The organism is Enterobacter sp. E12, from assembly GCF_014596715.2.
Lineage (GTDB): Bacteria > Pseudomonadota > Gammaproteobacteria > Enterobacterales > Enterobacteriaceae > Enterobacter > Enterobacter bugandensis.
On record NZ_CP115601.1, the window covers coordinates 3,579,817 to 3,594,837 of the forward strand.

Genomic DNA, 15,021 nt, shown 5'->3' on the forward strand with positions numbered 1-15,021 from the left:
ACCGGGTCTACAAAGTACCTGCTTTACATCTTAACCCAGCTGTTTACGCGCGTTGCGGAAGATACGCATCCACGGGCTGTCCTCGCCCCAGTTTTCCGGGTGCCAGGAGTTGCTCACGGTACGGAACACGCGTTCAGGGTGCGGCATCATGATGGTCGCGCGACCGCTTTCGCTGGTCACCGCCGTAATACCATTGACGGAGCCGTTCGGGTTCGCCGGATAGGTTTCCGTGACCTTGCCGAAGTTATCGACAAAGCGCAGCGCCACCAGGCCTTTGCTCTCGAGCTGCGCCAGATGGGCCGCATCGCGCACTTCTACCTGACCTTCGCCGTGGGAAACGGCGATTGGCATCTGAGAGCCAACCATCCCCTGCAGCAGCAGAGACGGGCTCTGAGTCACTTCTACCAGACTGAAGCGCGCTTCGAAGCGGTCGGACTGGTTGCGCACAAAGCGTGGCCAGGCTTCGCTGCCCGGGATCAGCTCGCGCAGGTTAGACATCATCTGGCAGCCGTTGCACACGCCCAGCGCCAGGGTTTGCGGACGATGGAAGAAGGTCTCGAACTCGTCGCGCACGCGGCTGTTAAACAGAATGGACTTCGCCCAGCCTTCGCCTGCGCCCAGCACGTCGCCGTAGGAGAAACCGCCGCACGCCACCAGCGCATGGAAATCTTCCAGACCGGTACGCCCGGCCAGCAGGTCGCTCATGTGGACGTCGATAGCGTCAAAGCCCGCGCGGTGGAAGGCTGCCGCCATCTCAACGTGGGAGTTAACGCCCTGCTCGCGCAGCACCGCCACTTTCGGACGCGCGCCGGTCGCAATGTACGGCGCAGCGATGTCTTCGTTGATGTCGAAGGAGAGCTTAACGTTCAGGCCAGGATCCTGGTCATTCGCTTTCGCGTTATGCTCCTGATCGGCGCATTCCGGGTTATCGCGCAGGCGCTGCATCTGCCAGGTGGTTTCCGCCCACCACATACGCAGCGTGGTACGGCTTTCGCTGAACACAGCGTGACCGTCGGCCTCAATGACGAAGCGGTCGCCCTGAACGGCTTTCCCCAGATAATGGACGCAGTCTACCAGACCGTGCTTCGCCAGAATCGCTTCCACCGCCTCGCGGTCTGCGGCGCGAACCTGAATCACCGCACCCAGCTCTTCGTTAAACAGCGCCGCCAGGCGGTCTTCGCCAAGCGTCGCAATGTTCGCTTCCACGCCGCAGTGGCCGGTGAAGGCCATCTCTGCCAGGGTCACCAGCAGGCCGCCGTCGGAACGGTCGTGGTAGGCCAGCAGCTTGCGCTGTGCCACCAGCGCCTGAATTGCGTCGTAGAAGCCTTTTAGCTGCGCCACGTCGCGCACGTCGGCTGGCTTGTCGCCAAGTTGACGGTAAACCTGCGCCAGTGCGGTGGCGCCCAGCGTGTTGTGGCCCTTACCCAGGTCAATCAACAGCAGGGCGTTATCTTCGGTCGCCAGCTGCGGCGTAACGGTATGGCGCACGTCTTCCACGCGGGCAAACGCGGTGATCACCAGCGACAGCGGAGACGTCATCTCGCGCTGCTCATTACCCTCCTGCCAGCGGGTTTTCATCGACATGGAGTCTTTACCCACCGGAATGGTCAGGCCGAGGGCTGGACACAGCTCCTCACCCACCGCTTTCACGGCTTCATACAGGCCAGCGTCTTCACCAGGGTGACCGGCTGCCGCCATCCAGTTCGCGGAAAGTTTGATACGTTTGATGTCGCCAATCTGCGTCGCCGCGATGTTGGTCAGCGCTTCACCGACCGCCAGTCGTGCAGAAGCGGCGAAGTCCAGCAGCGCGACCGGGGTGCGTTCACCTAGCGCCATCGCTTCACCGTAGTAGCTGTCGAGGCTCGCGGTGGTCACGGCGCAGTTCGCCACCGGGATCTGCCACGGGCCAACCATCTGATCGCGGGATACCATACCGGTCACGGTACGGTCGCCAATGGTCACCAGGAAGGTTTTCTCTGCCACAGCAGGCAGGTGCAGCACGCGGTTGACCGCTTCCGCCACGGTAATGCCCTGGCGATCCAGCGCTTTGCCCGCTGCTTTACGGGTTGTTACGTCGCGGGTCATCTTCGGCGTTTTACCGAGCAGCACGTCCAGCGGCAGATCGATCGGCTGGTTGTCGAAATGGGTGTCGCTCAGAGTCAGGTGTTGCTCTTCGGTTGCTTCACCGATGACGGCATACGGCGCGCGTTCGCGGCGGCACAGCTCGTCAAACAGCGGCAGCTGGTCGGCCGCAACCGCCAGCACATAGCGCTCCTGGGATTCGTTACACCAGATTTCCAGCGGGCTCATGCCCGGCTCATCGCTCAGGATATCGCGCAGGTTGAAACGGCCACCGCGACCGCCGTCGCTCACCAGCTCCGGCATAGCGTTGGACAGGCCGCCCGCGCCCACGTCGTGGATGAACAGAATCGGGTTAGCATCGCCCAGCTGCCAGCAACGGTCGATCACTTCCTGGCAGCGACGCTCCATCTCAGGGTTGTCACGCTGCACGGACGCGAAGTCGAGATCCGCATCAGACTGGCCGGAGGCCATAGAGGAGGCCGCGCCGCCGCCCAGACCGATGTTCATCGCCGGGCCGCCCAGCACGATCAGCTTCGCGCCGACGACGATCTCGCCTTTCTGCACATGATCGGCACGGATGTTGCCGATCCCGCCTGCCAGCATGATCGGTTTGTGGTAGCCGCGCAGTTCTTCGCCGTTGTGGCTGTCCACCTTCTCTTCGTAGGTACGGAAGTAACCGTTCAGCGCCGGACGTCCAAATTCGTTGTTAAACGCCGCGCCGCCCAGCGGGCCTTCGGTCATGATATCCAGCGCGGTCACGATGCGCTCTGGCTTGCCGAAATCTTCTTCCCACGGCTGTTCAAAGCCAGGGATGCGCAGGTTGGAGACGGAGAAACCGACCAGACCCGCTTTGGGTTTCGCCCCACGACCGGTCGCCCCTTCGTCACGGATTTCGCCGCCGGAGCCGGTCGCCGCACCCGGCCACGGAGAAATGGCCGTCGGGTGGTTGTGGGTTTCCACTTTCATCAGAATATGCGCAGGCTCCTGATGGAAGTCATAGCGCCCTGCTTCGCGATCGGCGAAGAAGCGGCCCACCTCGGAACCTTCCATCACCGCAGCGTTGTCTTTATAGGCAGACAGCACGTGGTCAGGGGTTTGTTCCATGGTGTTTTTGATCATTTTGAACAGCGACTTCGGCTGCTGTTCGCCGTCGATAATCCAGTCGGCATTGAAAATCTTATGGCGGCAGTGCTCAGAGTTGGCCTGCGCGAACATGTAGAGTTCGATGTCGTTCGGGTTGCGGTTGAGCTTAACGAACGCGTCCTGCAGGTAGTCAATTTCGTCTTCTGCCAGCGCCAGGCCGAGACGCAGGTTGGCGTCAATCAGCGCCTGACGGCCCTGCCCCAGCAGGTCCACGCTCTGTACCGGTGCAGGCTGATGATGGGAGAAAAGCTTCTGTGCGTCATCAAGAGAGGCAAACACGCTCTCCATCATGCGGTCGTGCAATTCAGCCGCAACCGCCTGCCACTGCGCGTCGCTCAGGGTAGAGGCTTCGACGTAGTACGCTACGCCGCGCTCCAGACGGTTAATCTGGCTCAGGCCGCAGTTGTGGGCAATGTCGGTGGCTTTGGAAGACCAGGGGGAGATGGTGCCCGGACGCGGCGTCGCAAGGATCAGTTTGCCGGTTGGCGTATGGCTGCTCAGATTTGGGCCATACTTGAGCAGGCGTTCCAGCTGTACGCGCTCCTCTGCATTCAGGGGGGCATTCAGGTCAGCAAAATGGACATACTCAGCGTAAATATTGCTTACCGGAAGGTCGGCCGCCTGAAAACGTGCCAGCAGTTTGGTAATACGGAAGGCAGACAGTGCAGGCGAACCACGCAGAATTTCCATCATAAGTCTCTCGTCTTCGAAGCGCCGGGGCGCTTACAGTGTGCGCAAGGGGGGAAAACGGGCGTCATTATAGAGAATCCTGAGCGCCGACGAAACCGTTTGCGTCGAAATAAAATCGACTTCAGTGTTTAACAATAGATGTGACCTGTCTCTCTAATTGGTTGCCAAGTGGCGCAAGTTTACGCAAAATGCCGCTCATTCAATGACAAACCTTATGATTAACATGGCTACAGCAGACTGAGGCAACCGGCGTCGCAGAGAATTAACTAATTGAAAAAATTAAAGATTAATTATCTGCTCATCGGCATTGTAACGTTGCTGCTGGCAGTGGCCCTCTGGCCTTCCATCCCCTGGTTCGGCAAAGCCGAAAATCGTATCGCCGCCATTCAGGAGCGGGGGGAACTGCGCGTCAGTACCCTTAACTCTCCGCTGATTTACAGCGACATCAACGGCAAAATTATTGGTCTGGATTATGAGCTGGCGCAGCAGTTTGCCGATTATCTGGGCGTGAAGCTTAAAATTACCGTCCGCCAGAACATCAACCAGCTGTTTGACGACCTGGACAACAACAACGCCGATATCCTCGCTGCCGGGCTGGTCTATAACAGCGAGCGCAGCAAGAACTACCAGCCGGGCCCGACCTACTACTCCGTTTCCCAGCAGCTGGTTTATCGCGTCGGGAGCCTGCGCCCGCGTACGCTTGCCTCGATCAACGCGCAACAGCTGACGATTGCTCCCGGCCACGTAGTGATTGACGACCTGCGTGAGTTAAAGGAGAAAAAATACCCGGATCTGAGCTGGACGGTTGACCCTAAACTCGGCACAACGGAGCTGCTGGAGCAGGTCAAAGATCAGAAACTGCCCTACACCATCGCCGATTCGGTGGCGATCAGCCTGTTCCAGCGGGTGCATCCTGAAATCGCCGTGGCGCTGGACGTGACGGACGAACAGCCGGTGACCTGGTTTACCCATCTGGACGATGACCAGACCCTCTCGGCGGCCATGCTGGATTTTTATAACACCATCAATGAAGACGGCACGCTGGCGCGACTTGAGGAGAAGTACCTCGGCCACGGGGATGACTTTGACTACGTTGACACCCGCAGCTTCCTGCGCGCGGTTGACAGCGTCCTGCCTGACCTGCAGCCGCTTTTCGAAAAATATGCCCAGGAGATTGACTGGAAACTGCTGGCGGCTATCTCGTACCAGGAGTCCCACTGGGACACCCAGGCCACGTCGCCAACGGGCGTACGCGGACTGATGATGTTAACCAAAAATACCGCGCTAAGCCTGGGCGTTAACGACCGTACCGATGCGGAACAGAGCATCAGCGGCGGGGCGCGCTACCTGCAGGATATGATGGCTAAAGTCCCGGAAACCGTGCCGGATGAGGAACGGATCTGGTTTGCGCTGGCGGCCTACAACATGGGCTACGCGCACATGCTTGACGCGCGGGCTCTGACGGCGAAAACGAAGGGAAACCCGGACAGCTGGTCAGACGTAAAACAGCGCCTGCCGCTGCTGAGCCAGAAGCCATGGTACAACAAGCTGACGTATGGCTACGCGCGCGGACATGAAGCCTACGCCTACGTGGAAAATATACGTAAGTATCAGATTAGCCTGGTCGGCTATCTGCTGGAGAAAGAGAAAGAGGCAACAGAGGCAAAACAGCTGGCGGAAAGTTATCCGGTTGTGGCGCCGGACGAGCTTAATCATCCGACAACTTCAATTCTGCCTTTTGTTGCTTTTTCTGCTGACGGCGCATTCGAAAGAAATCGCTTAATAGCCCCGAACACTCTGGTGCAAGTACCCCACCGATAGTCTGCACCTGATGATTCATTCCTGGATGACCCAGCACGTCCATCAGTGAACCGACCGCACCGGTTTTTTCATCCCGCGCTCCAAACACCAGGGTACCGATTCGGCTGTGCACCATCGCCCCGGAGCACATCACGCAGGGTTCAAGGGTGACGTACAGGGTGGTATCAAGCAGACGATAGTTTTGCAGCACCAGCCCGCCCTGACGAAGCGCCATAATTTCGGCGTGCGCGGTAGGATCGTGGCGGCCAATAGGACGGTTCCACCCTTCCCCAATCACCCGGTTGTTATGAACCAGCACCGCGCCCACGGGCACTTCGCCCTCGTCCCAGGCCCGTTGAGCCAGCGCCAGCGCGTGGCGCATCCAGTATTCATGATTGTGTTCTGAGGTGGACAAGGGCTGATACTCCAGTCTAAAAGCGGGCGGCATTATACACAGCCCTTATAGATAAGACTATTCGAGTTGCTGAAGTTCACCGAGGGGAGTAACGCGCCAGCGGTGCTGGCAAAAATAGAGCAGCGGGTTGTCCTGCTTGCTGTCGCTGTAGCCGCTGTAAAGGCGCAGCGGCGTGCCGATGCGTTTTTCCAGCTGGACCACTTTTTCATGCCCCAGACAGCGCATCGTCAGGACCCAGCCGCCGTAGCCGCGGGAAATTTGCGTGGCGATAAGGTTTACGCGCGGCAGCCAGGGGGTATCAAAGTAGACCTGCTCCACCAGCGTCTGCGGGGAGCCGGTAATCAGCCAGATATCGGCATCGTTGGCGTCAAGATAGCTGGTCAGGCGCGCCTGCACCACGGGAAACGCTGCAACGTGGCCGCGGAACCAGAGAGCGAACTCCTTTTCGAGCTGTTTGAGCCGCGCTTCGCTGTGGCCAAACGTACATCCCCACAGCAGCAGGCTCATCGGCCAGCGCGCCGCCCGGCCTTTTACCAGCAGCGCGATGCCAATGAGAGGTAAGAGCGGTAAGACGAGCAGCGCGTTCAGAGGCTGACGCCGCAGCAGGTAGCGCATAAACGTACCAAACATATCCTGCTGATGCAGCGTTCCATCCAGATCGAAAAAGACAACGCGACGCTCGTGATTGGCCAAACCTTACTCCTCTGGGTCGTTGAATCCTAACAGCCAGGTAAACAGGAACCCGGCGATCACTGCTACTAAATAGCCTAACAGATAGAGCATGACTTTTCCGGTCACGATGGTTAATGCCAGCGGTAAACCGGAGAGACCAAAGGTGATAACGGTGGCGACTTTCCAGTAGCTGATGAGTGCCCCGCCTACCGCGCCCCCCAGACAGGCCGCAAGGAACGGTTTACCCAGCGGCAGCGTGACGCCGAATATCAGCGGCTCGCCAATGCCGAGCAGCCCGACCGGCAGCGCCCCTTTAATCACTTTTTTCAGGCGCGCGTTGCGGGTTTTCATCAGGACGGCAATCGCTGCCCCCACCTGCCCGACGCCCGCCATCGAGAGAATAGGCAGCAGCGCGTTATAACCGTGCGCCTGCACCAGCTCGACGTGGATCGGCACCAGCCCCTGATGCAGGCCGGTCAGCACCAGCGGCAGGAAGGTACCTGACAGCACCGCCCCCACCAGCAGGCCGCCGCGGTCGATAGCCAGAGACGCGCCGTGGGCGATGGCGTCAGAGATCCACCCGCCGAGTGGCTGAAGGACCACAATCGCGACGCTACCGGTAATTAACGTGGTTAGCAGCGGGTTGAGGATAAGCTCAATCGAGCCAGGCAGAACCGCGCGTAGCTTTTTCTCGATCCAGCACATAAGAATAACCACCAGCAGCACGGCAATCACCCCGCCGCGACCAGGCTGGAGCGCCTCGCCAAACAGCGTGATTTGCGCCAGCTGCGGGCTGGACAAGATCCCTGCCATTACGCCGCCCATGGCCAGCGAGCCGCCAAACACCTTCGCGGTATTGACCCCGACCAGGATGTTCATAATGGCAAACACCGCGCTGCCGAAGATCCCGAGAATGCCCAGCAGGTTCGGATACTGCGTGGCAAAATCCCCGACGATATCTGGCCGCTTAAGGATGTTGATGATCCCGGTGATCAAGCCGGAAGCTATAAACGCCGGGATCAGCGGGATAAAGACGTTTGCCAGCTGTCGCAGCGCATCGCTCATGGGAGCTTTGTATTTGGCCTTCGCCTGCGCTTTGGTGCGTTCAGCGTCGTCAACCGTCACGCTTGCACCGCCGACCATCAGCGCGCGCATGGCATCGACAACCTGCGCCGCCTTGCCCGGCCCGACGATCAGCTGGTGTTGCTGCCCCTGTTTTACGTAGCCGCTGACGCCGGACAGCTTCTTCAGGCCCGGCACGTCAAGCTGGTCGTCGTTATGCACCTCGACGCGCACGCGCGTCATGCAGTTTTCCAGACGCTGAATATTTTTCTCCCCGCCTATCCCCTGCAGGATATCGCTGGCGAGCGCTGCTGTTTTGTCCATAAACGCCTCTGCTAGTTTTCTAAAGCCGCCCGTAAGAAGCCGTTGTGCGCATCAAGTCTGGCTCGCGCAGCCGCCGCGTCCAGCCCGCTTAAGATCATCAAAATGGCTGGTTTTACGTCGTGATCGGTCTGCCTGAGCACCGCTTCTGCCTCTTCACGGCCCGCGCCTGTCGCCTCCATCACCATGCGGCAGGCTCTGTCCACCAGCTTGACGTTGGTGGCCTGCATATCGACCATCAGGTTCTGGTAGACCTTGCCGAACTTCACCATCGCACCGGTGGAGATCATATTGAGCACCAGCTTTTGCGCGGTCCCGGATTTCAGGCGCGTGGAGCCGGTGAGCGCTTCCGGCCCAACGACCGGAGAGATGGCGATAGCGGCCACCTGCGCAATCGGCGAGCCGGGGTTGCAGGAGATGGCGACCGTCGTGCAGCCGGTCCGGTTGGCGTATTCCAGGCCGCCAATGACGTACGGCGTGCGCCCGGATGCCGCCAGGCCGACCACCAGATCGTTCGCCGTCAGGTTCAGATCCTTCAGGTCATCCTCACCCAGCTGTTTGTTGTCCTCTGCCCCTTCAACGGCCTTCAGCAGCGCGCCGGGACCACCAGCAATCAGGCCAACCACCAGGCCGTGCGGAACGCCAAAGGTGGGCGGACATTCCGAGGCATCCAGCACCCCGAGACGCCCGCTGGTACCGGCCCCCATATAGATAATGCGACCACCGGCCTTAAGAGCTTCCGCCGCCGCATCGACCGCTTTCGCCACCTCTGGCAATGTCTCTTTCACTGCCTGCGCGACCAGCGTATCCTGTTGATTAAAGCGGTTAACCAGCTCCAGGGTGGAGAGCGCATCCAGATCCATGGTTTGCGGGTTACGCGTTTCAGAAACAAGTGAGCCAAGATTCATTTTTTGTACCTCAAGAATTTTTAATTCATAATAATCACACTATAATGGAATATAAAATTCATTCAGGCGAGCAGAATTCGTTTTTGCGCAGACAATCACATTTCCGCCGGGAGTACTCATGAACTGTTTAATTCGCATTCGCCAGCGCTACGCCGGCTTTGCTCAAAGCGACAAAAAGCTGGCGGATTTTCTGCTTTCTCAGCCCGATCGCGCCCGCCACCTCAGCTCACAGCAGCTGGCAAGCGAAGCTGGAGTGAGCCAGTCAAGCGTGGTGAAATTTGCCCAGAAGATCGGGTTTAAGGGTTTTCCCGCTCTTAAGCTGGCAATCAGCGAAGCGCTGGTGAGTAACCCGAATCCGCAGTCCATGCCGGTGCATAACCAGATCCGCGGCGATGACCCGATGCGTCTGGTTGGGGAAAAGCTGATCAAGGAGAATGTGGCGGCCATGCACGCCACGCTGGACGTGAATACCGAAGAGAAATTACTGGAAAGCGTGGCGATGCTGCGGGCGGCGCGGCGAATTATTTTAACCGGTATTGGCGCGTCCGGTCTGGTGGCGCGTAATTTTGGCTGGAAGCTGACTAAAATCGGTTTTAACGCCATCGTCGAGCAGGATATGCACGCCCTGCTGGCGACCGTGCAGGCGATGGATCCTGACGATCTGCTGCTGGCCATCTCCTACTCCGGCGAGCGCCGCGAGATCAACATGGCGACCGACGAAGCCCTGCGCGTCGGCGGCAAAATTCTGGCGATCACCGGCTTTACGCCTAATGCGCTGCAGCAGCGGGCAACGCGCTGTTTGTATACCATTGCCGAAGAGCAGGCCACGCGCAGCGCGGCAATTTCGTCCACCAGCGCACAAATGATGCTGACGGACCTGCTGTTTATGGCGCTGGTACAGCAGGATCTGGAGCGCGCGCCTGAGCGCATTCGTCACAGCGAAGAACTGGTAAAGAAACTGGTTTGACGCGTATAATGCCCGCCCAGTTTGTGTTGTTTCTGAGAATTTCCTGATGGCGCTGTTAATTACCAAAAAATGCATCAATTGCGATATGTGCGAACCCGAATGCCCGAACCAGGCGATTTCGATGGGCGACAGCATTTACGAGATTAACAGCGACCGCTGCACGGAATGCGTCGGCCACTATGAGACGCCGACCTGCCAGAAGGTGTGCCCGATCCCCAACACTATTCTGAAGGATCCGACACACGTCGAGAGCGAAGAGCAGTTGTGGGATAAATTTGTCCTGATGCACCACGCGGACAAAATTTAGCTTTCGATAATCACCGTCGCGCTGGCATAGTGGCGTTCATCTGCGATCGTCACGTGCATATGATTCACCCCCAGCTTCTCCGCCAGCTTTTGCGCTTCACCCCACAGACGCAGGCGCGGTTTGCCCAGCTCATCATTAAAAACTTCGAACTGGTTAAATGCCAGGCCGTTACGAATGCCGGTCCCGAAGGCTTTGGCTGCCGCCTCTTTTACCGCAAAGCGCTTTGCCAGAAAACGCACCGGCTGCTGGTGCGCTTCCCAGATGGCCCATTCGTTATCGCTCAGCACGCGCCTTGCCAGGCGATCGCCGCTGCGGGCGATCACCGCTTCAATGCGGGCTATTTCGACGATATCGGTGCCTAAGCCCAAAATGGCCATTATTGACGCGCTTCCAGCATCAGGCGTTTCATCTCTGAAACCGCCTCTTTCAGGCCGCTCATCACCGCGCGGCCAATAATGGCGTGGCCGATGTTCAGCTCGTGCATTTCCGGAAGAGCAGCAATGGCCTTCACGTTGTGGTAGGTCAGGCCGTGACCGGCATTAACCTTCAGTCCCAGGCTCGCGGCGTAGGTGGCCGCTTTGGCGATACGCTCCAGCTCTTTGGCCTGCTCGGCATCGTTTTTAGCATCGGCATAGCAGCCGGTGTGAATTTCGATATACGGCGCGCCCACGTCGGCTGCCGCTTTAATCTGCGCGAAATCGGCGTCGATAAACAAAGAAACCAGGATACCGGCATCCGCCAGGCGCTTGCAGGCATCGCGCATTTTGTCCTGCTGCCCCGCCACGTCCAGTCCACCTTCGGTGGTCACTTCCTGGCGTTTTTCCGGCACCAGGCAGCAAAAGTGCGGTTTGGTCTCGCAGGCAATGGTCAGCATCTCTTCGGTGACCGCCATCTCCAGATTCATACGGGTGTCCAGCGTCTGACGAAGAATGCGCACGTCGCGGTCGGTAATGTGGCGGCGGTCTTCACGCAGGTGAACGGTAATGCCATCGGCACCAGCCTGTTCAGCGATAAACGCCGCCTGAACCGGATCGGGATACGCCGTGCCGCGCGCGTTGCGCAGGGTGGCGATGTGGTCGATGTTGACGCCTAACAGTAATTCAGCCATGACAATCCTCGGTTTTCTTTCTGATGCTGTGGTCTAACGTTTGGGCATAAACTGCCTGAATAATTCGCGGCTCTTTAAGGGCTTGCCGCCAAGATACGGCTTGAGGGCAATCCGGGTAAAGCGTTTTGCTGCGCGCAGGGTATCGGCGTCCGGAAACTCGCGTTCATAAAGTGCTCTGAGCTGGCGTCCGGTAAAAGTACTGTTATCAACGACGACGCTGGCAATAAAGCCTTTTTCTTCGCGGTAGCGGTAGGTCATGGTGTCTTCCACCTCATCACCGCTGCCTGCGCAGTGCAGAAAATCCACGCCGTACCCGAGGTGGCCCAGCAGCGCCAGTTCGAAACGACGCAGGGCGGGTTCGGGCGTGCCGGTCGCACCCGCCAGAGCCTGGATACAGTGCAGATAATCGAAGAAAAGTTCCGAGAAGCGAGTCTCATGTTCAAGGACGCGGGAGATGAGCTCGTTGACATACAGACCGCTGTAGAGCGTGATGCCAGAAAGGGGAAGCGCCAGAGAGACGGCTTCAGCGCTGCGCAAGGTTTTGACTTCCCCTCGCCCGCCAAAGCGAACCAGCAGCGGCGTAAAAGGCTGTAGGGCACCCTTCAGATTAGAACGTTTGGAACGTGCGCCTTTCGCAACAAGGCGCACGCGGCCCGACTCTTCCGTGAAGACGTCCAGCATCAGGCTGGTTTCGCTCCAGGGACGACTATGGAGAACGAAGGCGCGCTGCCAACCTTCCATTATACTCGTCGTCTTGAGTTACTGATCTTCGCCGTAACCGAGGCTGCGCAGAGCACGCTCATCATCGGCCCAGCCAGATTTCACCTTCACCCACAGTTCCAGATGAACTGGCGCTTCGAACATCTCCTGCATGTCCTTACGGGCTTCGATACCGATGGTTTTGATCTTGGCGCCTTTGTTGCCGATCACCATCTTCTTCTGCCCTTCACGCTCGACGAGGATCAGGCCGTTAATGTCGTAGCCACCGCGCTCGTTGCTCTGGAAACGCTCGATCTCCACCGTCACAGAGTACGGCAGCTCGGCGCCCAGGAAACGCATCAGCTTTTCACGGATGATTTCAGACGCCATAAAGCGCTGAGAGCGATCGGTGATGTAATCTTCCGGGAAGTGGTGAATCGCTTCTGGCAAGTGCTTACGTACGATGCCCGCGATGGTATCGACGTTCAGGCCGGTCTCAGCAGACAGCGGAACGATATCGAGGAAGTTCATCTGGCTGCCCAGCCACTGCAGGTGCGGCAGCAGGTCAGCTTTTTCCTGCACGTTGTCAACTTTGTTGACCGCGAGGATCACCGGCGTTTTGCCGTCACGCAGCTTGTTCAGTACCATTTCGTCGTCCGGCGTCCAGCGGGTGCCTTCCACTACGAAAATCACCAGCTCTACGTCGCCGATGGAGCTGCTCGCCGCCTTGTTCATCAGACGGTTAATGGCACGCTTCTCTTCCATGTGCAGGCCAGGGGTATCGACGTAGATTGCCTGATACGCGCCTTCAGTATGGATGCCGACGATGCGGTGACGCGTGGTTTGCGCCTTACGCGAGGTGATAGAAATCTTCTGCCCAAGCAGATTATTCAGCAGGGTGGATTTGCCGACGTTCGGACGTCCGACGATGGCAATAAATCCGCAATAGGTTTTTTCTTCGCTCATTCCAGCTCCAGCATTTTTAACGCCTGTTCGGCGGCAGCCTGTTCAGCCTTACGGCGGCTTGAACCTGTGCCCACCACCGGTTCACTCAGGCCACTGACCTGGCAATGGATGGTAAATTCCTGATCGTGCGCTTCGCCACGAACCTGCACCACCAGATAGGATGGCAGCGGCAGATGACGGCCCTGCAAATATTCCTGCAGGCGCGTTTTAGGATCTTTTTGTTTATCGCCCGGGCTAATTTCGTCCAGACGGGTCTGATACCAGTTAAGGATCAGCTTTTCTACGGTCTGGATATCGCTGTCCAGGAACACGCCACCAATTAATGCTTCGACCGTATCGGCAAGAATAGATTCACGACGGAAGCCGCCGCTTTTCAGTTCACCCGGCCCAAGACGCAGACATTCGCCCAGTTCAAATTCGCGCGCGATTTCAGCGAGGGTGTTGCCGCGCACCAGCGTGGCGCGCATGCGGCTCATATCACCTTCGTCCACGCGCGGGAAACGATGATAAAGCGCATTCGCAATCACGAAACTTAAAATAGAGTCACCCAGAAACTCGAGACGCTCATTATGTTTGCTGCTGGCACTGCGATGGGTTAATGCCTGTTGCAACAACTCCTGATGATGAAAAGTGTAGCCCAGCTTCCGTTGAAGCCGATTAATTACGATGGGGTTCATGCGATACCAATAAATGAATGCGTCAAAAATGCAGCACACGAAACCGACCTGAGAAAACCAACGCGGTTTCGTGTGCCGTGGCACCCTTGCAGGGCCAACCTTAAACTTCGGGGGAATATTCTATACACAACGACAGGGGATGTCGTTAGTTCAAAGAGATTTATCGAGGAAATAATTCACGTAGCCGCGAAATAACGCGGCTACGTGTTCTTTTCCTGAGAATTAATGGATTCCGCCAATACGATTCAGGCGCACGCCGGTCGGCCACTCGCCTTCCTGCTTCTCAAAACTCATCCAGATCGCGGTTGCTTTACCCACCAGATTCGCTTCCGGCACAAAGCCCCAGTAACGGCTGTCCGCGGAGTTATCACGGTTATCGCCCATCATGAAGTAGTGTCCCGGCGGTACGATCCAGCTGGCCAGCTGCTGACCCGGCTGTTTGTAATACATCCCCACCTGGTCCTGCGCGATTGGCACGGTCAGAATGCGGTGAGTGACATCGCCCAGCGTCTCTTTGCGCTCAACCAGACGAATGCCGTTCTCTTTGGTTTCACCTTTTGGCACCTGGAAGAACCCGCTGGTCGCTTCACCGCCGTTACGACGGGCGAAAGTCTGCACGAAATCACTTGGCTCAACGTTTGAGTAGGTGATTGGCAGCGCGTTTTCACACGCGGTACCGGAGCTGCAGCCCGGCTGAACGGTGACTTCCTTCGCAACCGGATCGTAGGTCACTTTATCACCCGGCAGACCCACCGCGCGCTTAATGTAATCCAGACGCGGATCGTCCGGATATTTAAACACCACGATGTCGCCACGTTTCGGATGCCCCGTTTCGATCAGCGTTTTCTGGTAAATCGGATCTTTAATGCCGTAGGCAAACTTCTCAACCAGAATAAAATCACCGATCAGCAGCGTTGGCATCATTGATCCCGATGGGATCTGGAACGGCTCATAAATAAACGAACGTACCACCAGCACAATCGCCAGCACCGGGAACACCGACGCGCCCGTTTCCAGCCAGCCCGGTTTCGGGCCAACTTTCTTCAGGGTTTTCGCGTCAAGCGCATCGCCAGTCGCTGCCTGCGCGGCAGCCTGACGTTCACGGCGTTTTGGGGCGAAGATAAACTTATCCAGGCACCACAGCAGGCCTGTCACCAGCGTAGCGATGACCAGGATCAGGGCAAACATGTTCGCCATGCCAACT

At 58.0% G+C, this 15,021-nt stretch carries 14 protein-coding genes; 3 read left to right on the plus strand and 11 right to left on the minus strand.

The genetic code is table 11. The features are described 5' to 3' along the window. Nucleotides 1–30: 30 nt before the first annotated feature. Nucleotides 31–3,918 (minus strand): phosphoribosylformylglycinamidine synthase, encoded by a 3,888-nt coding sequence (gene purL / locus IB212_RS17085; protein WP_188246008.1) that lies wholly within the window; start codon nucleotides 3,916–3,918, stop codon nucleotides 31–33. Nucleotides 3,919–4,185: 267 nt separating this feature from the next. Between purL and mltF the strand changes: the two genes are divergently transcribed. After that, nucleotides 4,186–5,736, plus strand: coding sequence for a membrane-bound lytic murein transglycosylase MltF (mltF, locus tag IB212_RS17090; protein ID WP_188246007.1), 1,551 nt, complete (start codon nucleotides 4,186–4,188; stop codon nucleotides 5,734–5,736). On the opposite strand, the gene tadA is transcribed toward mltF, so the two are convergent. Genes tadA through murQ form a run of 4 tightly spaced genes read right to left on the minus strand, consistent with a single transcriptional unit; the run spans nucleotide 5,624 to nucleotide 9,093 of the window. After that, nucleotides 5,624–6,163, minus strand: coding sequence for a tRNA adenosine(34) deaminase TadA (tadA, locus tag IB212_RS17095; RefSeq protein ID WP_188246006.1), 540 nt, complete (start codon nucleotides 6,161–6,163; stop codon nucleotides 5,624–5,626). The genes mltF and tadA overlap by 113 nt on opposite strands. Before the next feature lie 24 nt (nucleotides 6,164–6,187). Beyond that, nucleotides 6,188–6,823 (minus strand): phosphatidylglycerophosphatase C, encoded by a 636-nt coding sequence (yfhb, locus tag IB212_RS17100; RefSeq protein WP_028014089.1) that lies wholly within the window; start codon nucleotides 6,821–6,823, stop codon nucleotides 6,188–6,190. Nucleotides 6,824–6,826: 3 nt separating this feature from the next. Beyond that, nucleotides 6,827–8,188 (minus strand): PTS transporter subunit EIIC, encoded by a 1,362-nt coding sequence (locus IB212_RS17105; RefSeq protein WP_041908677.1) that lies wholly within the window; start codon nucleotides 8,186–8,188, stop codon nucleotides 6,827–6,829. Nucleotides 8,189–8,199: 11 nt separating this feature from the next. Beyond that, the gene (murQ, locus tag IB212_RS17110; RefSeq protein WP_041908675.1) at nucleotides 8,200–9,093 is read right to left on the minus strand and encodes an N-acetylmuramic acid 6-phosphate etherase; all 894 of its coding nucleotides are present in this window, start codon (nucleotides 9,091–9,093) and stop codon (nucleotides 8,200–8,202) included. A gap of 118 nt (nucleotides 9,094–9,211) precedes the next feature. On the opposite strand from murQ, the gene IB212_RS17115 reads away from it, so the two are divergent. Then, nucleotides 9,212–10,060, plus strand: a complete 849-nt coding sequence (locus IB212_RS17115; protein ID WP_028014092.1) for a MurR/RpiR family transcriptional regulator — start codon at nucleotides 9,212–9,214, stop codon at nucleotides 10,058–10,060. A 46-nt stretch (nucleotides 10,061–10,106) separates the two neighbouring features. Continuing rightward, nucleotides 10,107–10,367, plus strand: a complete 261-nt coding sequence (locus IB212_RS17120; protein ID WP_028014093.1) for a YfhL family 4Fe-4S dicluster ferredoxin — start codon at nucleotides 10,107–10,109, stop codon at nucleotides 10,365–10,367. On the opposite strand, the gene acpS is transcribed toward IB212_RS17120, so the two are convergent. The 6 genes from acpS to lepB all read right to left on the minus strand — a co-directional run bounded on the left by acpS (nucleotide 10,364) and on the right by lepB (nucleotide 15,014). Then, nucleotides 10,364–10,744 (minus strand): holo-ACP synthase, encoded by a 381-nt coding sequence (gene acpS, locus IB212_RS17125; RefSeq protein ID WP_028014094.1) that lies wholly within the window; start codon nucleotides 10,742–10,744, stop codon nucleotides 10,364–10,366. The two genes, IB212_RS17120 and acpS, sit on opposite strands and share 4 nt — an antisense overlap. Then, complete coding sequence (gene pdxJ, locus IB212_RS17130; RefSeq protein WP_041908673.1) at nucleotides 10,744–11,475, minus strand: pyridoxine 5'-phosphate synthase; 732 nt, start codon at nucleotides 11,473–11,475, stop codon at nucleotides 10,744–10,746. The genes acpS and pdxJ overlap by 1 nt, the downstream gene beginning before the upstream one ends. Before the next feature lie 33 nt (nucleotides 11,476–11,508). Continuing rightward, entirely contained in the window at nucleotides 11,509–12,216 is a 708-nt protein-coding gene (recO, locus tag IB212_RS17135; protein ID WP_028014096.1) for a DNA repair protein RecO, read from the minus strand. Nucleotides 12,217–12,234: 18 nt separating this feature from the next. Further along, the gene (era, locus tag IB212_RS17140; RefSeq protein WP_028014097.1) at nucleotides 12,235–13,140 is read right to left on the minus strand and encodes a GTPase Era; all 906 of its coding nucleotides are present in this window, start codon (nucleotides 13,138–13,140) and stop codon (nucleotides 12,235–12,237) included. Beyond that, a complete protein-coding gene (gene rnc, locus IB212_RS17145) occupies nucleotides 13,137–13,817 on the minus strand; it encodes a ribonuclease III (RefSeq protein WP_003860711.1) in 681 nt (226 codons plus the stop codon). The genes era and rnc overlap by 4 nt, the downstream gene beginning before the upstream one ends. Nucleotides 13,818–14,039: 222 nt before the next feature. Beyond that, nucleotides 14,040–15,014 (minus strand): signal peptidase I, encoded by a 975-nt coding sequence (gene lepB / locus IB212_RS17150; RefSeq protein WP_047364182.1) that lies wholly within the window; start codon nucleotides 15,012–15,014, stop codon nucleotides 14,040–14,042. Between the last annotated feature and the right edge of the window lie 7 nt (nucleotides 15,015–15,021).